This window comes from Candidatus Methanoperedens sp. BLZ2 (assembly GCF_002487355.1).
In the GTDB taxonomy this organism is placed as follows: domain Archaea; phylum Halobacteriota; class Methanosarcinia; order Methanosarcinales; family Methanoperedenaceae; genus Methanoperedens.
The window spans coordinates 13,692-32,328 of record NZ_NTMG01000062.1 but is presented as its reverse complement, the minus strand read 5'-3'; the positions used below and the strand labels follow the sequence as shown (position 1 = coordinate 32,328).

The following is an 18,637-nucleotide window of genomic DNA, read 5'->3' as shown; positions in this document are numbered from 1 at the left end:
AAACATTTCAAACTTATTATTGATGTGGTTTTTCCATGTTGAGGCATAAAACCATATTGGGCTCGTAGTATAGTCCGGATAGTACTTGGGCCTCCGGAGCCTAGGACCTGGGTTCAAATCCCAGCGAGCCCGTAAATGTCTAAAAACAATCCGATACTAATCATTACTATTATTATAATAACAATCCGATAATAATCATTACCATTATTATAATTTCGTTTAGATAAATTTAAATATCTTGATGGATTATACTCTATTAAATAACAATTGTGAGGAAGGGTTATATGTCAAAAAATTCTAAAGCAGGAATCATCGTTGAATGGGATAGAGGAATGGCAACAGGGTTCGCATCAAAACAAGAAGCTGAGCGGTTTATTGAGCATATATGTATGAAAACCGCGCCACATCTGGATTATAGTATTTACCGTGAAATCTAAAATTTCAGAAGCGCGCTTGGCTCGTCACCACCGTGCCAGCTTTTCCTGGGGCGCATACGGACAACATGAGCTGACTCGGAATTATCATCAACTATGAATGCCACTCCTTTTTCAGTCCCCATCTTTCTCAGGGAATCACCTATTCCTTCTCGCATATATGTAGGACGAACAGCTTCAAGAGCAGTTATGTCATCCTGTGCTGTAAGGCGATGGCAGATTATAATATCACTTTGTGACATGACATCGGGGTGAAGCGCAGCCGGCCTCTGTGTTGCAAAAATTATAGAAAGACCGGGCTGCCTTCCCTGCCTCAGCCATTCAGTCACAAGTATATCTGTTGCAGGCGTTCTGGCAGCACGGGGTAAAAATAAATGTGCTTCATCTACGAACATCCAGACCATGGGAATGCCTTCTTCATCCGGACTTTCTCCCATTTTCCTTTGTTCATAAATCCGCCTTGATCTTATACTTTCATGATAAATTTTAGAACCAAGGATCTTAACAGCAATGGCCTTGATATTCTGGTTGTCAATCGAGCTAAGGTCAAGAACGATTACCTTTCCTTTCCGGATAATATCGGAAAAAATAATCCCTTTTTCATGAAATATTCCCCACGAAATTGCCGAGCGAAAATAGTTATTAGCGGCATTTCGCAAAGTCGTATCCTGTTCTTTATCCTTTTTTACAAAATCCATGATCGTTTTCAAAGAGATTTCCCGCGTATTTTCCTTGATATCTTCAATTGTTTTCATTATGAAAACACCCATCGGGCTTATCGGATCAAGACCAAATAAAGAACACCAGTCATACCCTGAGAGTTCTGATGGAGGAATAGAAAATGGCTTTACATCAATATGCATTTTTTCATAATGTCCGATGCTTCCTTCCGGGACATACAATTCTATGTCGGTACTTACAGGAGAAAGACCCCATTTTGATAAAATATCCTTTTCCTTGGTATTTGGGTGGCGCATTGTCCAGAAAATTCCCATCGTATCAATAACAAGAGAAGCAATATTCACATTCTCCGGTAGTGCTGCAAGTTCTTCTATCAATGTTCCCATTGTATAGGATTTTCCATATCCGCGTTTACCGCAGATAAGAATAGCATGTGGTCTTAATGCATCCATCTGGACTTTTGATCCCATGGACTTATCAAGAGCCAGGTATCTTCCCACGTTCAGAGTGCCTGTGTCAGTGTCCGTATCTCTCCTTCCGATCACGTATTGTTTATGGGTGACACCTGAGTTTCGAAGATCCTGTGAGATTATTTTGTCTTCTGAATTCATTTTTAAGTCCATTAAAGAAATTGGTAAACGTTGCACAAACTATTTAATATTTATGTTATTATTTTATATAACAAATACTTATTATAATCATAATAATTCTAATTTATATTATTATAATAGTAATTATTATTATACTGGAGTTCGGATAAATTTAAATAATCATGGGATTTACAGTGATTATTCCCGGTTGGGTGGAATAAAATATTATATTTAATTAAAAATGGACACAAAACAAATCAACAGGAAAATGGCTCTGCATACTGCGTCAATAGTTGATGCGCTAAAGTCATTGACCGGTAAAAAGAAAGATGAAGAGAGAATTTGTTCTTATAAGGTTAGAAAATATAAACACCAGCGTATAATTATTCTTGACTGCAAGAACTGTAAGTCGGGTTCATCATCCATCACAGATCCAGCATGCAGGGAGTATATTTTCCAGATCTTGAACTGCGAACCCGCAGCAAATCGCCTTGTACTCTCCCATCTTTTTGACAGGGACTATGAAATGGAAAACCTGGATTTCCTATACTTACTGGCCCGGTTCATTAATAATATCCACGAATATAAAAATTCAGAATTCGGGATGCAGGGCGAACAATATAAAGCCCGCAAAGAATGGTTCCTTTCAATTATAAATGCAAGTACTTCCGACCCTGTAAAAGCATATTCGGAAATAAGGGAAAAAATCAAGACCCTTCAAAAATCAAATACGCAAGCCACTATCGAATCCGATTTTATATCATTACTGGAAAAAATGATATCCAGTGTACCAATGCTTGCAGACCGGATAAAAGGTGAAGTGGAAAGTCCGGAATATTACAGGAATATTATTAAATCACTTGTCAGGCCGGGTTTTTCCACCACAAGGATATACACAGCCCCGCCATCAAATACTGAATTTCTTGAAAGGTATGAAGTGCAAAGATCCTGCGGAAGGATCCTGCCAATAACTATCTACACGCTTACTGACCGACCGGAGAGCCTGTATTTTACGATTCCACCGGAATATGATAACATGCGCCCGGTAGAACTGGAAATTATTGAATCGGTGCGGAAAAAACTAATGAGGCATAGACCAAAGGATATCAATTTTTCAGAATCCGCTAATTCAAGGGATTATTTTGCACGCCTTGGAACACAGATGATTTCAGAGGAAGCCAGAGAGAAGGACTTAAAACTCACCCCGGATGAAATAAACGTTTTATCAGATATACTTGCAAAATACACAACCGGTTTAGGCATACTGGAAGATGTGCTTTCTGATGAGCGCGTTACTGATGTGTATGTAAATTCACCTGCTGACATAAATCCCATCCATGTCGTAGTTGATGGCGAAGAATGTTTTTCAAATATCTATTTATCCCAGGATGATATCGATTCCATGATAACGCGGTTCAGGGCGATAAGCGGAAGACCATTCGGGGAAGCAAATCCGGTTCTTGATATGGACCTGCCTGAGTTCAAAACAAGAGTGTCGGTGATCGGAGACCCGCTGTCATCGGGCGGATTGGCATATGCATTCCGGAAACATGCACGAAATCCATGGACACTTCCGAAACTGATAAACACAGGCTCTATCACTCCGCTTGCTGCTGGTTTATTGAGTTTCCTTATGGATGGCCAGTCTTCTGTCCTTGTAGCCGGTGGTGTCGGTTCAGGAAAAACATCCCTCCTTTGCGCTTTGCTTCTTGAAATACCCCAGAAATACAGGATCCTGACTATTGAAGATACCCCTGAGCTTCCTATTGAGAATCTGCAAAAACTTGGCTGCAAGATACAGGCAATGAATACAAAGTCTGCGGTAGGTGGAACGAACATCGAGGTCAATCCCGAAACAGCGCTTCGCGCAGCCCTGCGGATGGGAAATGCCACCCTGGTACTTGGTGAAGTGAGAGGTCCTGAAGTAAAAGTATTGTATGAGGCAATGCAGGTAGGAGCCTCCGGAAATTCAGTTATAGGCACAATCCATGGGGCATCCACAAGGGCAGTATATGAACGCATTGTCAATAGCCTTGGAGTACCTGCGCCATCATTCAGATCGACGGATGCTGTCATTGTAGCACAGAATGTGAGGATCAGCGGCACAATGAAGAAGAAAAAAAGAGTTGTGGAAATAGCTGAAGTAACAGGGGGAGAATGGGAAGAACATCCGGATGCAGATGATATTTTTAATGATATAATGGTATTCGATGCAGCCCGGGATAAGCTTATAGCGACTGATCTGCTTGACAGGGGAGGTTCGGAACTTGTCAGTAAGATCGCCCATAAATGGGGTATGGGCATTGATGAAGCCTCTCTTAATATAAAGGTGCGGGCAAGGATCAAAGAAACGATCGCAAAAGTTGGCGAACTGCATCCCAAATTTGTGGAATCGGACATGGTAATGAAGGCAAACAATGCTTTTTGCCTTTACCTCGAACAGATGCAGGATGATAAAGGAAAAGTGGATTTCCATGGTGTTTATGACAGGTGGATGGCATGGTACCATGATTTCGTGGAGAAAAACAGGTAAGATAATTTATGGATGATAACCAGAATCTGTATTGCCGTGCCTGCCGTTTTTCCGTGAAACATTTTAGCTGGCTTGTGAAGGATCTTGATGAATACAGGAAAAAAAGCGAAAAAACCGCAAGTAATGAGTTCTTTGCTGCATTAGATTTTTCCGGATTTGAACTTGAGCCGTGGGAAACCCACATACTTTCCTATACTGGCGGCCTTTTGTTATTCATTTCGTTAGTTGGCCTTGATATTATTTTATTTAGCATTTCCACATATGAACGAAATTCAATAATTTTTGCGGCGGTTTTTACCTCGCTTGTTCCCATAATTGTAATGATTTACCTGAGTGAATATCCCAAGATACATGCAAAATTCTTAAAAATCCATACGCTTGGAGATATCCCGGAAATCCAGAGTTATATTGTTATGTCAATGAAGCTTGTTCCCAACATGGAAAGAGCTATAATTTTTGCAGCTGACAATTCATTCAGGCCCCTTGCAAGGGACTTAAAGAAACTTATCTGGGACATCCATATTCGCGTATATAGCAATATCGATGAAGCGCTTATCGATTTTGCAAACCAGTGGGGTAAGAACAGCGAATATTTCAAACGTTCGCTTCACCTTGTAAAAAGTTCTACAAGCGAACCGGATGAAGCCCAGAGAATTATGACCCTTAACAAATCACTTGACATAGTTCTTGAGGGGACAAAAACCATGATGGATGCATTTGCGGCTAAACTTAAAACCCCGACTTATGTCCTGTACTCTATTTTCATATTGATCCCTCTTGCCCTTGTGGCATTGATACCCGCTGTAAGCATCGTTGGCGTAAGGATGGATACGGTAACCCTTGTATTGATCTACAATATCGGACTGCCCCTTCTTACTTTTATATATTCGGAATTTATTTTACTCCAGCGGCCTGCCACTTTTTCACCTCCGAATATTTCAGATAAACATCCTGACCTTTCAAATATCAAATCAACAAGGAAAATCATAATTACTGTTACGTTGCTGATCGGAACAACAGTGGGTTTTTCAGGATATATTCTTCTTTATTTTGGCAATCCTTTCAATATCATATCAACAGAAGCCATGGCTGGATTGGTTTTAGCCACTTTCCCGATCATCTGGGCAATAACTGCGATGATCACGATATATTGCCTCGGACTATATACACCTTACAAAAAAATACGAGATGGGATAAAACAGATCGAGAATGAGTTTGCTGATGCCATGTTCATCCTTGGCCGAAGGATCTCAGAAGGACGGTCAGCAGAAGAAGCCTTCGCGCACACATCAGAAACGATGAAAGGGGCGAAAATCGGCGAATCCTTTGCAGATATTGCAAAAAATCTCACATGCATGCGGACCACATTACATGGCGCTATTTTCAATGAAGAATATGGGGCATTCAAGGATATTTATTCGGACAGGGTGCATACTATGATGAAACTCCTGACCGAGAGTGTACATAGAAGCCATGAGGCAGCAGGCATGGCGATCATAAAGTTAGCAGACCACCTGAAGGAATTACAGGAGGTGGAGGCTAATATCAAGAGGGGGCTGTATGATGTTACTTCCACTATGAGGTCAACGGCTATTATATTTGCCCCGCTCATAGCAGGAGTTACGCTTGCTCTTTCCGAAGTGATCCAGAAGATATTGCAAAATATTTCAAAAGAGACCAGCAATTTGCCAGACGAATACAATATCGGGGATTTTATGAAAGAAGCAGGAACGGGGATGACCCAGACAGTCCCTCCTGATATTTTCGTGCTTGTCGTGGGAATATATATGATCTTACTGGTGATGATCCTTACAAGGTTTGCAGGCGGAATCGAGTATGGCGATGACAGGCCTCAATTCATGTACGATCTGGGACAGACCCTGCCCATATCGATCATGGTGTTCACGGTTACGACTATTGTATCAAGATTGATTTTCAGTTCTATGGTGTGAAGTATTTCCGAATGGCTCACCGCAGAGGACGCAAAGAGCGCAAAGTTCAGGATAATTGTTCTTTGCATACCGGTATAAAAAAAATAAACAACTAACTCTTACGAACTGTTACGAACTCACGCTACCGGAGTTCGTAACAGTTCGTATTAGTTCGCTGTTTTTTTCATGTTCATTTTTGAACCATGGTTCATAGCCGACTTTAGGTGTTTAAATATCAATAGGAGGTCCCAAAATACTTTAATGTAGCTATTATTTGTCTTTAATGCAATTCCAACATTCCTTCAAATACACGCTCGGCGGTTCCTTCCATATAGGCGGTATCATCCAGCGTAATTCTCAATTCCCCGCCTCTCGTATTCACTTTAACTGATTTTCCGGTCTTTCCAAGGCGATGTGCTACTGCTGCACAGGCTACTGAACCAGTGCCGCAGCTTAATGTTTCACCCTCAACTCCCCGCTCATAAGTGCGAATAGTTATTTCATTCCTGGAATCAACATGCACGAAATTCACATTAGTTCCTTTCGGAAAGATCGGGTCATAGCGGATATCCGGCGCTATGCACATTAATTCGGTATTATCAGGTGAATCTACAAAAATCACTGCATGTGGAACTCCTGTGTTGACCGCAGATACTTCATATCCATGCAAAGCCACATTGAGAAATTCCCCTGACCCTTTAGCTGGTATTTGTGTCCTCTGGAATTGCGGTTTTCCCATATTGACCGAAATCCACGTTTTCTCCTCTTGCCGCGAAGTTACGGGTAGAACACCCGCAAGCGTTTGGACACTCGCTTTATCCTGTATATATCCTTTATCCAGTGCATATTTCACAAGACAGCGCACGCCATTACCGCACATCTCGGCTTGTGTGCCATCAGAATTGAAGATCTGCATCCTGATATCCGCTATATCGGATTCGGATCTTCCGAGAAAAAGCACACCGTCTGCTCCTATTCCGAAGCGGCGGTCGCAGTATTTTAACGCAAAACCGGCTTTTTTATTATCCCCGATGATTTTTTCATTATATTCATCGATCAGGATGAAATCATTTCCATTCCCGTGAAGTTTTGTAAAATGCAACATATTATTTTTTCTCTTTCTTTAATGCAGAGGAGATCATCTGGCCTGCGGTCTTTATCATCATATATGCGCCGCCAATTATCAATACAGGCCCGGCGGTGCCAAGAGCCGCTGCTGCAATACCCGCGCTTGCAAGAAGCGCAGTATCCTGGTTAGTGAGGAAACGTGAGACTTTATCAAGTATGGAAGGTTCGATATCTATTGCATCTGTCTCAAGTACTATCTCCCCTTTCTGGAATATTTTTATCCATCCGGTTTCTTCAGAGACTAAAACGGCTGTGATCGTCTCGTCATACAACGTAATCCCTCTGGCTGCTGCATGTTTTGTCCCGAAACCAAGAAGTGTTTCGGATTTTAAGATCCTTGCTCCGTATGCAACCATTTCCCCGTCAGGGGTAAATATCATGGCCCCGTCAAGCGTAGCAAGTTTTTCGACAACAGCATCCATGCCCTTACTGAGTAAATTTCCCGCGAACTGGATCTGGGGATAATGAAGGCGGTAATTTCCTTCAATTTGCTTCCCATCCGAAATTACGAAAAGAGCTCCCTGATTATCCTTTGCAAGCCTCTTTGAGATATTGAGGATGTTGCGCATTACTTCAGATTTCTTATCAGGGTTTTTATCTGTCTGTATCATAAGAGCCTACTTACTTTTAAGATAAGTTATATGTTTTGGTAAATTGATTTCGATTGGACTATAGAAGCAGCAGGTAATAATGTCTCAATTGCAAAAAAAAGAATATGTCCGGAATATGTTCGCAGGTATTTCCAAAAGGTATGATTTTTTAAATCATCTCTTGAGCCTTGAAAAGGATAAATACTGGCGTCGCTTTGCTGTGTCAAAACTTCCACGAGGATATATTATTGATGTCTGTTCAGGTACGGGGGATGTCGCAATAGAAGCTTCAAAAAACAACCGGGTAATAGCCTCGGATTTTTGTTATGAGATGCTGCAATTATGCAGGCCCAAGCTGGAGAAAAAGGATATAAAAAATGTAAGTTGCATCCAGAACGATGCAGAGAACCTTTCTTTTAAGGATGGGACATTTGATGGCGCAATTGTAGCTTTTGGGATACGTAATGTCGCAGATATAAAGAAAGCCTTATCCGAGATGAACCGTGTGGTCAGAAAAGGGGGCAACATAGTTATCCTGGAATTCTCTTTACCTGAGAACAAGGTTTTCAGATCTTTTTATTATTTTTATTTCAAGAAGATCTTACCATTAGTGGGGGCGATTATATCCAAAAGGGATGATCCTTACAATTATCTTCCTGCTTCAGTAATGGCATTCCCAAAAAGGAATGAGTTTGTTGAACTTATGAAAGATGCAGGTATTTCGCATGTTGAATATTTTGACCTGACTTTCGGGATAGTCACGGTTTATGTGGGACATTGCAATGGTGAAAATAGTGTGGGTAAGGAATGTGTCTTCTAAAAGCAATCAGCGTTTAAAATCATAAACACATATTTTTATATATATTGGGAGTATTATATATAGCTGTTACAAATCGCTATAATTCCTAAAATAAACACTAAGTGGTGGTTATTAAATGATAAAAGATTCAAATGCTGAAAAAATAGCAAAAGTGTTCTCAGACTACTGCAAGGACAAAAATTATCATGTTAAAAAATCTGAAGATTCAAACGATATAAGACTTGAAATTTCTAATATAAAAGAAAGAACTATAGTGAATATATACCACACCTCTAAAATTTTAATTCAAGGATTATTTATTAAAGATGAAAGTCCAAAAATAAAAGCATGCTCAACGAGATACGATATAATGCTAAGTGAGCTTAGAACTGAAATTAAACAGTCTTTAAACACACTTGGAGCTGCTTTAGAAATAACTGATAATCAGTACAAAACTAATGCGTAGAAACAAAATTTTGACATCGCAAAATACGCAAATAACGCAAAGCAGGAGCGTTTTTTGTGATATATTTTTGCGCCGCAAGAAGGAATTATAACCGCATTCATCTGCGGTTCCTTTATTCATTGTCCATAATAACTATATTTATTATATATAATATATGTAAATGTTGTGTTTATTCCAAACGTAATTTCATAATCATGAAAGTTTTAGTACTTTCAGGTAAAATACAAGCCCATGCAAATTCGAACATGGTTCGGGATCTTCAATGTAGATGTAGAAAATAATACAATCATAAATGCCGAAATATTCCCGAACGACCTTTCTTCAATCACCAAACGACTCCTCCATGAACCATTGTTATTAAGAGGAAATGTCGCAGGTTCAGACCTTCGCAACCTGGCGGTAAAATATGGTTTTGCAGGTTCGAATGATGAATATGACAAATTGCTCCATGAACTCGAAATCATGCTTGCAAAAGAACAGGTCGCGCAAACCGTGACACCAGACAGGAGAATAATCGCTGCTGTGGAAGCTATCGATGACCTCAATGAGACAGGTAATGTCCTTTCGGAAAGGCTCAGGGAATGGTATATCATGAATTTTGAGGATACAATTTTGAAAGGTGAAGAACTTGCCCGAAAGATCATTGGCATTGGGATGGACGACCCTGGAAAAGCCTCTGACCTGGAAATAATGCAAAGCTTTTCTTCAAGTCTTGTGGCATCGTATGAAACGCGAGACCGTATCGAAGAATACCTGAAAAAAAACATGCCGCTGATAGCGCCAAATATTACATGTATCACAGGACACATTCTCGGTGCGCGCCTTTTGAGTATTGCGGGGGGCCTTGAAAAGCTTGCTTTCATGCCCTCAAGCACGATACAGGTAATAGGTGCGAACAATGCGCTTTTCAAACACTTAAAAGGTAAAGCCCCATCACCGAAACATGGTGTTATTTTCAGGCATCCCCTCATTAATACAGCCCCAAAATGGCAGCGCGGGAAGATCGCACGAGTCCTTGCAGCGAAAATATCGCTTGCTTCCAGGTATGACCTTTATTCAGGCGAGGTAAAAGAAGATTTACAGCGGGAATTAAGATTAAAGGTTGAGGCTATCAGGAAAAACTCTACCAGGCCGAAGAAAAAATCCAGGTAAAAAATAGAATAAACGTGAAACTAATTTATAAATATATAAATAATTTAATGTCAATACTATTCTCTAATAACCACAGACTATATATCACGGTTATTACTATAATAATCATACATCTTCTTGATAAAGAAATGGATAGGTAAAGTAAACCACTATTTACAGTAATAGTGGAATAAAGGGCAGGTAAGGTGATAATTGTGGTAGAGAAAATATTGTCAAATAATATTTTAAGAATATACACATTCGGAATTGCAGTTGAATTCATAATGCTGGCATTATTAATAGTCGGTGGAACAATATTATTGACATCGATTTTGCATTGAATTTTAACTGCCAGTATAAGTCCAGATGATCATAAATACGGTTCGTTAAATAACGAACAAACATTTTCCTTTTATCCAGCACAGCAACGCAATAAATATCTTCAAATAGAAAGAGAATGAATTTAATTTATGGGGTAATATGTATGACAAGCTTTGATGAGATGGTTATTAGTGCTGTAGAAAAAGTAATACCGAGTGTTGTGAACATCAGTGAAGTAAGGCTCATGAAAAATGCATATCTTCAGGTGCATCCTGTTCCGGGAGTGGGTTCCGGTTTTATATTAGATGAGGATGGCCTTATACTTACCAATGCCCATGTGGTTCTGGGTTCACAGGAGATAAAAGTTGCCCTGGAAGACGGAAGGGTATTCCCGGCGCAAATAAGAGGTCTTGATACCATGAAAGACCTTGCTGTAATAAAGATCAACGCCAGGGGTCTGCCAGTTCCCAGAATGGCAAAAGATAACAATCTTAAAATCGGGCAGATGGCTATTGCCATAGGAAGCCCGCTTGGCCTTGTTGGAGGCCCCACTGTAACAGCAGGTGTCATAAGCGCATTGAACCGGTCTATCCAGACTGAAGTGACATTCATGGAAGGACTGATGCAGACCGATGCTGCCATTAATCCCGGAAACAGCGGAGGTCCCCTGGTTAACAGCAGCGGTGAGGTGATAGGGATCAACAGCGCCATCATACCTTTTGCCCAGGGCATCGGATTTGCTATACCAATAGAGGCTGCCATGGAAATAGCAGGCGAGTTGATAGAGTATGGCGAGATCATCAGGCCGTGGATCAGCATGAATGCCATAGATGTCAATCCCAAACTGGTGGCTTATTATAACCTGCCCACTACAAAAGGTGTAGTTGTTACTGATGTAGTGAGAGGAAGCGAAGCCGATAGGTCTGGTATAGAGGTAGCGGATATCTTAATCCGGATGGATGGAACAGAGATAAATAACGTCAGGGATCTTATCAAAGTGCTCAATAAGCATAAAGTGGGCGATATTGTCACGATGGAATTCTTCAGAGGCCAGGAGATAGTGAAACTCAAGACAATGCTTGAAAAGGCGCCATCTTTGCAGAGTCCACGGATTCGATAATAAATTATTCAGATGCTTTAATTACCTGGAGGAATTTTATGAAAACTTCGTTCCAATTAGGGAAAATAATGGGTATACCGATAAAATTGCATATAACATTTCTTCTGATCCTGCCATTTTTTGCATGGAGTTTTGCAGCAACCCCTTCACCGTTTGGTTTCAGCGACCAGGAAGTACCGTTTCGATATGTACTTTCGCTGGCTGCGGCAATATCGCTTTTTGTCTGCGTATTATTGCATGAACTCGGACATTCTTACATAGCCAAAAAACACGGAACCAACATCCAGAGTATAACACTTTTTCTTTTTGGCGGCGTTTCATCATTAGAAGAAATCCCACGAGATCCAAAGACTGAATTGAAAATGGCTCTTGCAGGCCCTGGTGTCAGTTTTTCGATTGCTTTAATATTGATAATTATAGATCTCTTTTTCAAACCTCCCGGTGAATCGTTTGTAGATTATTTCTTTTTAAATCCAATAAACGATCCATATCTTCGTCTTGTCTGGATGATATCAATCATAAATATCATGCTTGGCATCTTTAACCTTATTCCGGCATTTCCTATGGATGGCGGCAGGGTGCTCAGGGCATGGCTTGCACAGAGGATGTCTTATATCAAGGCGACGCGGGAAGCAGCAGGAATAGGAAAGATGTTTGCCATCTTTATGGGGATTTTCGGATTATTCTACAACTTCTGGTTTATACTCATCGCATTCTTTATTTATATAGGTGCTTCGGAAGAAGAAAAATCCACAGAGATAAATCTGATACTTGAGGGCGTTAAGATAAAAGAAATTATGTCTAAAGAAGTTCAAACCGTAACTTCAGGAATGTCTATTGAAGAGCTTGTGGAATATATATTCAGGTTCAAACATATGGGGTATCCGGTCGTGGATGATGGGCAGTTAAAGGGCATAGTCACATTTACAGACATACAAAAAGTCCCCAGGGAAGAAAGAAAAGCCGTCAAAGTATCACAGGTAATGACTAAAAATATTATAAGTCTCCAGGAAGATGATGATGCAGTAAACGCATTAAAACTAATGTCACTGAATAACATCGGCCGTATAATAGTTAAAAAAGGCGAAAAAATTTCAGGAATAGTATCAAGGACTGATCTTATGCGGGTTATACAATTATTGGAATAAGCGATTGTTACTTCATGACAGAACGCAAAGCATAGCAGCAAAACCTTTGCGAACTTTGCGGTAAAAAAGTTTCTATCCGCGGTTAGCACTGTCGCCCAACCGAAAAACCGACAAAACTTTAAGCTTAATTGCTGTGTAGATGCGTTAAAGTGATAAAATGCAGATACTACTTATTCATTCGGATTTTATTGAATATGAAACCAAAAAAAGCACGCCTGTTGCTGAGAAAATAGATGATGACCTCAAGAAAGGAAGGATGGAAGAAGTCCTTGCTGTTTTTGTAGCTGTTGAGAAAAGCGATGAAGATAAACCTGAATATGCTGCTTCACAGACTGTTGCTGAAATAAAAAAGGTCACTGAACAGGTAAAAACAAATCGTGTAATGTTATACCCGTATGCACACCTGAGTTCAAGTCTTTCATCACCAAAAACTGCGATTGAAACACTGAAAAAGATCGAAGAATTACTTAAAGAAGCGCAGTTTGAAGTCAAACGTGCTCCATTTGGCTGGTATAAATCCTTCACAATAAAATGCAAAGGGCATCCTCTTTCTGAACTTTCAAGAACGATAAGGATCGGGGAAGAAAAATGCGTTATGGTATTAAAGGAAAAAGAGAAAGAAGAGGTTGTTTCCGAAGCCCTGAAATCAGAAGCAAAAGCCACTTCTTACTGGCATATTCTAACTCCTGAAGGTGAATTGCTAAAACCGGAGGAATTTGATTTTAAGGGTCATGATAATCTTAAAAAGTTCGTGAATTATGAGATTCACAAGAGCCGGGCAGTAGACAAGATCCCGCCGCATGTTGAACTCATGAGAAGGCTTGAGCTTGCTGATTACGAACCTGGCTCTGACTCCGGAAATATGCGCTTTTATCCCAAGGGCAGGCTCATGAAGAGCCTTATTGAAAATTATGTCCTGGAGGAGACTGCAAAAATGGGTGCAATGGAAGTTGAGACGCCTTTGATGTATGATATGAACCATCCCACATTGAAGAAATATCTTGACCGCTTCCCTGCGCGGCAGTATTCCATTGAAGCTGACAAAAAGCAGTTATTCCTGCGCTTTGCTGCATGTTTCGGGCAGTTCCTTATGAACCACGACATGACCATTTCTTACAGGAACCTGCCTCTGCGGATGGTGGAACTCACACGCTACAGTTTCAGGAAAGAGCAAAGCGGAGAACTTGTAGGACTGCGCCGCCTTCGAGCATTCACCATGCCTGATATGCACTCGCTGTGCAAGGATATGGATGAGGCGGTAGAGCAGTTCAACGAACAGTACAATATGTGCATAAATGTTCTCTCAAAGATCGGCATTAATCTTTCGGATTTTGAAGTAGCGATTCGCTTTACCAGGGATTTTTATGAAGAGAACAGGGATTTCATTGTAGGGCTTGTTAAAACAGTCAATAAACCAGTATTGATAGAACTCTGGGACCAGAGGTTCTTCTATTTCGTACTCAAGTTCGAATTCAATTACATAGATGCCATGGACAAGGCAAGCGCCTTATCAACCGTGCAGATCGATGTTGAGAATGCAGAACGCTACGGCATAAAGTATATCGATTCAACAGGTGCGGAAAAAAGACCTTTTATCCTTCATTGCTCACCCAGCGGAGCTATTGAAAGATGCATCTATGCGCTCCTTGAAAAAGCTAACATGAACTCGGAGAAAGGAATTGTCCCGATGTTTCCTGTCTGGCTTTCACCCACGCAGGTGCGTGTGATCCCGGTTGCGGGAAAGCACATGGAGTATGCAAAAAAAGTAGCGGGAGAATTGAACGGCAGGGTTGACATTGATGACCGTGAGGAGACCGTTGGCAAGAAGATCCGCGATGCTGGAAAGGAGTGGATACCGTACGTAGCCGTTGTCGGGGACGAGGAAATAAATAGCGGGAATATTACTGTCACTGTGAGAAGTGAATCTTTGCCGAATAAGCCCTCAAATATAAAGATGAGTGTTGGTGAACTTAATGAACGGATTTCAAAAGAAATATCTGATTTCCCCTTCAAGAGACATCCGCTTGCTGTAAAACTGACGGAAAGGCCGAGGTTCGTGTAGTATAGAAAATTTTACCTAAAAATACAAAAATCGCTAAAGAAGTTTAAAAATAAGACATCTTTAGCGAATTTTATTTATTATATTGAGTTTATATAATAGTAAGAACCCTTACTCAGGAAATTATGAACCGGGATTGCCTACACCTCTTTTGCAGCTCTGAGTAGTTCTTCTTTTGACGTATCCCAGTTATGCATTTTCTTGTTATGCTGTTGCACGAACGAAACTAACTCATCATCGTTCTCGCTCCTGATCATAAAATTACATCTTTTGCAGCTTATTTCCTTAACCATAGTTACTCACCTCCACAAACAAACTTTGGTCTGGGAATTAATAAACCTTGTGTAAGGATTGCAATAGCTGACATCTTTCACCTGGAACTGAGCAGTCAAATAAAATTGTTGTTGGAACCCTCAGGTACATTACGTGAACTACCCCGCCCTTTCGGGCTGGGGTTTCCTACGAGTTCTGTGATAGAAACCGCAACATGATATTGATAGAACTATTCCTATCCCTATCAATTAAGTTCCCGCATTATCTGATTACTGCATTTCCGGGTAAGCTTGTTTTTTACCCGGTTGAGTCTCTTCCAGTGATTACTTCCTTTTTTACAATGATCTCTTGTCAACATATGGTTTTTCAGGAACTTCATGAACAATTCCAAGATAATATTTCCCTTCGGCCTGAGAGACGTTTACCTGGTAAACTTTATTATAATTTCGTAATAATTCAAATACAAGAGGTACATCGTTGTAATAATGGAAGCTTGAGCAGTAAGTGAACGCTGGGGTGGTTACGGTAAGGATGGCTGAGAACGCTATCTTGTGTGACCGAGGAAGGTCTCATAACGTCCTCCTCGAAGATGGATACAGACCCTACAAGTTTCTGGGTCACTGGATTCCACCAAGAGAGAACAGGTAGTATAGGCATAACCTAATGGGAAAACCAAGCAATGCGTTATGAGAAGTCCGACGAACTCATAGTAGCAATGAAGGTCAGGCCAAGAACATATAGAACCTGTGCCGCAGGGTACAGGAGGCGACTGTAAGAGGACAAAACCTGACCCAGCAAAGGGGTTCCAGATTTGGAAAGAGTAGAGGTGAACAGCACGATAACATCAATCGGATTCAAAGAAAACGCCAGAAAAGTAAGCACTGTCAAAATGGCAATAAAACGCTATCTTGCGCGAGAAGAATCTGTCCTTAAAAGTGGAATAATGAACGATGGCGAATTCGAGGAGAGTATAGAAGGTACTCCACAGGGAGGAAATATCAGATACGCCGATGACATCGTTATTTTCTGCAAGTTTGAATCAGATGCGCAGGATGCACTCATACGAGCAAAGGAGATGCTTCCATTTCAATGGACGCTATAGAAGTCCCAGGGATAAGGCAAAGAAGAAGTTCAAGGGGTTGAGGGAACTATTTCAAAGATGGTACAGTAAAGACATTGTTCGGTGAATTAGATAGTTATATAAGGGGACGCTTGAGGAGCTTTAAAGCTAAAAAGCGTAACTGGAACACTATTTTATACACGCTTCCTGAGCCTGAATTGAGAAAAATGGGGCTGGTTTCACTTTCTTCGTTGCTGAATGAACACATCTCCTGCAAAGGGAAAAGCCAAACGAAAGCTGCATACGGGGAATCTGTACGTGCAGTTTGATGAGGAGGGGGAGGTTGTTAAGACCTCTTCTTTACTCTAGCCCCTTGACCCCACGAAAGTCAAGTCTTTCGCTGACCTTGTATTCATCAAATCCTTTTTTCAAGCCAGCCCCGCCTTGTCACATCCACATTTCTTGTCATTCACGAAACCACTCTCCCATCCTTTATCCGTATTATCCTGTCTGCTTTCTCTCCAAGTTCAGGTTCATGCGTCACCATGACAATAGTCTGTCCTTTTTCGTTCAATTCGCGAAATAGCCCGACTATCTGGTTTGAGGATTCCGTATCAAGATTTGCCGTCGGTTCATCCGCAAGAAGGATTGCAGGCTCATTCGCAAGTGTCCGGGCAATTGCTATGCGCTGCTGCTGCCCACCCGAAAGCTCACTTGGATAATGCGCCGCCCTGTCACCTATTCCCACAAGCTCCAGAAGTGAACTTGCTCTGGTATATTTTCGATCATCCATTATCATCGGGAGTGCAACATTTTCAAGTGAATTCAATTCCTTAAGCAAGCTGAAGAACTGGAAAACAAACCCCATTTTCCTGAGCCGAAAATCAGCTCTCTCATTATCATCAAGAGAAGACACCTCGATCCCATCGATAACGATTCCCCCCGATGTTGGAGTATCAAGAAGGCCAATCATATTTAAAAGCGTTGATTTCCCGCTGCCTGATGGACCCATAAGCGCAACGAATTCACCTTTTTCGATCTTAATATCAATTCCCCTTAGAGCATGAACCTCAATTTTGCCCATATAATATATCTTCTTAAGGTTATCGATCTCGATCAAAATATCCCGAAGTAGGCAAGTGCAGTGATAAAAAAGAAATCGCAGCTTGATATTTTCTAATCAAATCGTCATCGTTATTAGGAACCATTTAATATATATAGTATGTTGATTATCATAGTAATAATTAGGAGGTTAAAATGAAAAAGAAGTTAGCTACATGCATCATATCAGTTCTACTGGTGAGTTTTGTAGCTGCATCTGTTGCTTCTGCAACACCTGTCGATGCCCCAAGTTCTCATCTGCCTGGTAATATAGATAATAGAGGTTATGGATTAACAGACACTGCATGGGACGATGTAAAATGGTCTACAACACCGAGTAATTCTCATAACAACCAATATCCGCCATACTTTCAGATGAAATGGAGTACCGGCTATGCATCTTATTTATCTGCTTGGACTAATCTTCCTGGAGGAACGATAGATACGCTTGCAAAATATAATGGGTGGATAAATTATGGTTACACTTGGTCTTCCATAGTTCCAAATAGTAATTACGAGACAGAGGTCCAGGTAAAAGGTGTAGGTACTACAGGTAATCCCTATAATATGCAAGTGAGATTTTATGCATATGATAGCAGTGTGAGCGATTACAATTATATCGTACTTGATAACATTGGCTTGACAGTATAAGGAGCAAAATTATGAATAAAATAACTAAAGTTATCCTAATATCTTTAATAATTGGTTTATTAATCGGAACAGGGTATGCTATCTCGTCAGATTCTATAAGATTAGGCAAAAATAATGTTTTTGTAGAGACTGTGACGGGAACAGATGGCAAGCCTGTTATCTTCATTAAACCACCAACATATGGCACATCTCAGTTCGAAGCATATAAAGCAGAGAGAGGAGCAGACCTTAAGAATTCTGCACAAAAAAATCCTAAGACAATAGTATGGGCAACCATCAACTTTAATGACATCAGCCCAAGTGAGCTTGAAAGACTTAAAACTAAATACTCTCTAATGCTTATGGATATCAGTGGAGCTGCCTCAGAGACGTTTCAAAGCGAGGTTAGAAAAGATGCTACAGCAGTTGCGGTAAATGTCGAAGAATTAGGTGAAAAACCTGAATGGTTCTCGAAAGTTTACTATGTTACAGCCAAGGCATCCGTGATCGACCTCGATAAGTTATCTGTAGAGCCGAATGTAATTCTGGTTGATCTGAACATAAATGGCGAAATACATAAACCAGTATATATCCCAAGGTAAATGGAATAAGAGCTTATGTTAAAAAAGCTCTTTTACTTTT

Annotated in this window: 18 protein-coding genes and 1 tRNA gene; 14 read left to right on the top strand and 5 right to left on the bottom strand. The window is 40.6% G+C overall.

Translation table 11 applies throughout. The features are described from left to right. Positions 1 to 58 precede the first annotated feature (58 nt). A tRNA-Arg gene (locus tag CL181_RS11500) sits at positions 59 to 132 on the top strand. Between the two features lie 152 nt (positions 133 to 284). After that, on the top strand, positions 285 to 437 hold the full coding sequence (locus CL181_RS20430; RefSeq protein ID WP_176505188.1) for a hypothetical protein: 153 nt from the start codon (positions 285 to 287) through the stop codon (positions 435 to 437). Here the strand turns inward: CL181_RS20430 and CL181_RS11495 are convergent. After that, positions 434 to 1,726 carry an ATP-binding protein gene (locus CL181_RS11495; protein WP_097299453.1) on the bottom strand — a complete coding sequence of 431 codons (1,293 nt, stop codon included), beginning with the start codon at positions 1,724 to 1,726 and terminating at the stop codon, positions 434 to 436. The two genes, CL181_RS20430 and CL181_RS11495, sit on opposite strands and share 4 nt — an antisense overlap. A 220-nt stretch (positions 1,727 to 1,946) precedes the next feature. Here CL181_RS11495 and CL181_RS11490 point away from each other — a divergent pair, with 220 nt between their 5' ends. Together CL181_RS11490 and CL181_RS11485 are read left to right on the top strand one after the other, a co-directional pair. Further along, positions 1,947 to 4,238 (top strand): type II/IV secretion system ATPase subunit, encoded by a 2,292-nt coding sequence (locus CL181_RS11490; protein WP_097299452.1) that lies wholly within the window; start codon positions 1,947 to 1,949, stop codon positions 4,236 to 4,238. Positions 4,239 to 4,246: 8 nt separating this feature from the next. After that, complete coding sequence (locus CL181_RS11485; protein ID WP_097299451.1) at positions 4,247 to 6,190, top strand: hypothetical protein; 1,944 nt, start codon at positions 4,247 to 4,249, stop codon at positions 6,188 to 6,190. Between the two features lie 259 nt (positions 6,191 to 6,449). Here the strand turns inward: CL181_RS11485 and dapF are convergent, their stop codons facing one another. Continuing rightward, complete coding sequence (dapF, locus tag CL181_RS11480) at positions 6,450 to 7,274, bottom strand: diaminopimelate epimerase (protein WP_097299450.1); 825 nt, start codon at positions 7,272 to 7,274, stop codon at positions 6,450 to 6,452. 1 nt (position 7,275) lies between these two features. Further along, positions 7,276 to 7,908 carry a DNA integrity scanning protein DisA nucleotide-binding domain protein gene (locus tag CL181_RS11475; protein WP_097299449.1) on the bottom strand — a complete coding sequence of 211 codons (633 nt, stop codon included), beginning with the start codon at positions 7,906 to 7,908 and terminating at the stop codon, positions 7,276 to 7,278. A gap of 79 nt (positions 7,909 to 7,987) precedes the next feature. On the opposite strand from CL181_RS11475, the gene ubiE reads away from it, so the two are divergent. The 7 genes from ubiE to CL181_RS11445 all read left to right on the top strand — a co-directional run bounded on the left by ubiE (position 7,988) and on the right by CL181_RS11445 (position 14,934). After that, positions 7,988 to 8,707, top strand: coding sequence for a bifunctional demethylmenaquinone methyltransferase/2-methoxy-6-polyprenyl-1,4-benzoquinol methylase UbiE (ubiE, locus tag CL181_RS11470; RefSeq protein ID WP_097299448.1), 720 nt, complete (start codon positions 7,988 to 7,990; stop codon positions 8,705 to 8,707). A gap of 115 nt (positions 8,708 to 8,822) precedes the next feature. Continuing rightward, positions 8,823 to 9,152 (top strand): hypothetical protein, encoded by a 330-nt coding sequence (locus tag CL181_RS11465; protein ID WP_097299447.1) that lies wholly within the window; start codon positions 8,823 to 8,825, stop codon positions 9,150 to 9,152. Between the two features lie 231 nt (positions 9,153 to 9,383). Then, a complete protein-coding gene (locus tag CL181_RS11460) occupies positions 9,384 to 10,304 on the top strand; it encodes an NOP5/NOP56 family protein (protein WP_097299446.1) in 921 nt (306 codons plus the stop codon). A gap of 194 nt (positions 10,305 to 10,498) precedes the next feature. Continuing rightward, entirely contained in the window at positions 10,499 to 10,624 is a 126-nt protein-coding gene (locus CL181_RS21180; protein ID WP_255251551.1) for a hypothetical protein, read from the top strand. Between the two features lie 143 nt (positions 10,625 to 10,767). Then, a complete protein-coding gene (locus CL181_RS11455) occupies positions 10,768 to 11,724 on the top strand; it encodes a S1C family serine protease (protein ID WP_097299445.1) in 957 nt (318 codons plus the stop codon). A gap of 38 nt (positions 11,725 to 11,762) precedes the next feature. Further along, the gene (locus CL181_RS11450; RefSeq protein ID WP_097299444.1) at positions 11,763 to 12,872 is read left to right on the top strand and encodes a CBS domain-containing protein; all 1,110 of its coding nucleotides are present in this window, start codon (positions 11,763 to 11,765) and stop codon (positions 12,870 to 12,872) included. 157 nt (positions 12,873 to 13,029) lie between these two features. Then, positions 13,030 to 14,934 carry a threonine--tRNA ligase gene (locus tag CL181_RS11445; RefSeq protein WP_097299443.1) on the top strand — a complete coding sequence of 635 codons (1,905 nt, stop codon included), beginning with the start codon at positions 13,030 to 13,032 and terminating at the stop codon, positions 14,932 to 14,934. A gap of 137 nt (positions 14,935 to 15,071) precedes the next feature. On the opposite strand, the gene CL181_RS11440 is transcribed toward CL181_RS11445, so the two are convergent. Continuing rightward, the gene (locus tag CL181_RS11440; protein WP_097299442.1) at positions 15,072 to 15,224 is read right to left on the bottom strand and encodes a DUF1059 domain-containing protein; all 153 of its coding nucleotides are present in this window, start codon (positions 15,222 to 15,224) and stop codon (positions 15,072 to 15,074) included. A gap of 791 nt (positions 15,225 to 16,015) precedes the next feature. Here CL181_RS11440 and CL181_RS11430 point away from each other — a divergent pair. Continuing rightward, positions 16,016 to 16,306, top strand: coding sequence for a hypothetical protein (locus tag CL181_RS11430; RefSeq protein WP_097299440.1), 291 nt, complete (start codon positions 16,016 to 16,018; stop codon positions 16,304 to 16,306). 427 nt (positions 16,307 to 16,733) lie between these two features. Here the strand turns inward: CL181_RS11430 and CL181_RS11420 are convergent, their stop codons facing one another. Next, on the bottom strand, positions 16,734 to 17,348 hold the full coding sequence (locus tag CL181_RS11420) for an ABC transporter ATP-binding protein (protein ID WP_097299535.1): 615 nt from the start codon (positions 17,346 to 17,348) through the stop codon (positions 16,734 to 16,736). 173 nt (positions 17,349 to 17,521) lie between these two features. Between CL181_RS11420 and CL181_RS11415 the strand changes: the two genes are divergently transcribed. Beyond that, positions 17,522 to 18,016, top strand: a complete 495-nt coding sequence (locus tag CL181_RS11415) for a hypothetical protein (protein ID WP_097299438.1) — start codon at positions 17,522 to 17,524, stop codon at positions 18,014 to 18,016. A gap of 11 nt (positions 18,017 to 18,027) precedes the next feature. Beyond that, positions 18,028 to 18,597 carry a hypothetical protein gene (locus CL181_RS11410; RefSeq protein ID WP_097299437.1) on the top strand — a complete coding sequence of 190 codons (570 nt, stop codon included), beginning with the start codon at positions 18,028 to 18,030 and terminating at the stop codon, positions 18,595 to 18,597. The last annotated feature ends 40 nt before the right edge of the window (positions 18,598 to 18,637 follow it).

What these genes read in the sequence shown, in the direction of transcription:
- CL181_RS20430 (WP_176505188.1), top strand. Translation starts at nt 285, where the DNA reads ATGTCAAAAAATTCTAAAGCAGGAATCATCGTTGAATGGGATAGAGGA.
- CL181_RS11495 (WP_097299453.1), bottom strand. Translation starts at nt 1,726, where the DNA reads ATGAATTCAGAAGACAAAATAATCTCACAGGATCTTCGAAACTCAGGT.
- CL181_RS11490 (WP_097299452.1), top strand. Translation starts at nt 1,947, where the DNA reads ATGGACACAAAACAAATCAACAGGAAAATGGCTCTGCATACTGCGTCA.
- CL181_RS11485 (WP_097299451.1), top strand. Translation starts at nt 4,247, where the DNA reads ATGGATGATAACCAGAATCTGTATTGCCGTGCCTGCCGTTTTTCCGTG.
- dapF (WP_097299450.1), bottom strand. Translation starts at nt 7,274, where the DNA reads ATGTTGCATTTTACAAAACTTCACGGGAATGGAAATGATTTCATCCTG.
- CL181_RS11475 (WP_097299449.1), bottom strand. Translation starts at nt 7,908, where the DNA reads ATGATACAGACAGATAAAAACCCTGATAAGAAATCTGAAGTAATGCGC.
- ubiE (WP_097299448.1), top strand. Translation starts at nt 7,988, where the DNA reads ATGTCTCAATTGCAAAAAAAAGAATATGTCCGGAATATGTTCGCAGGT.
- CL181_RS11465 (WP_097299447.1), top strand. Translation starts at nt 8,823, where the DNA reads ATGATAAAAGATTCAAATGCTGAAAAAATAGCAAAAGTGTTCTCAGAC.
- CL181_RS11460 (WP_097299446.1), top strand. Translation starts at nt 9,384, where the DNA reads ATGCAAATTCGAACATGGTTCGGGATCTTCAATGTAGATGTAGAAAAT.
- CL181_RS11455 (WP_097299445.1), top strand. Translation starts at nt 10,768, where the DNA reads ATGACAAGCTTTGATGAGATGGTTATTAGTGCTGTAGAAAAAGTAATA.
- CL181_RS11450 (WP_097299444.1), top strand. Translation starts at nt 11,763, where the DNA reads ATGAAAACTTCGTTCCAATTAGGGAAAATAATGGGTATACCGATAAAA.
- CL181_RS11445 (WP_097299443.1), top strand. Translation starts at nt 13,030, where the DNA reads ATGCAGATACTACTTATTCATTCGGATTTTATTGAATATGAAACCAAA.
- CL181_RS11440 (WP_097299442.1), bottom strand. Translation starts at nt 15,224, where the DNA reads ATGGTTAAGGAAATAAGCTGCAAAAGATGTAATTTTATGATCAGGAGC.
- CL181_RS11420 (WP_097299535.1), bottom strand. Translation starts at nt 17,348, where the DNA reads ATGGGCAAAATTGAGGTTCATGCTCTAAGGGGAATTGATATTAAGATC.
- CL181_RS11415 (WP_097299438.1), top strand. Translation starts at nt 17,522, where the DNA reads ATGAAAAAGAAGTTAGCTACATGCATCATATCAGTTCTACTGGTGAGT.
- CL181_RS11410 (WP_097299437.1), top strand. Translation starts at nt 18,028, where the DNA reads ATGAATAAAATAACTAAAGTTATCCTAATATCTTTAATAATTGGTTTA.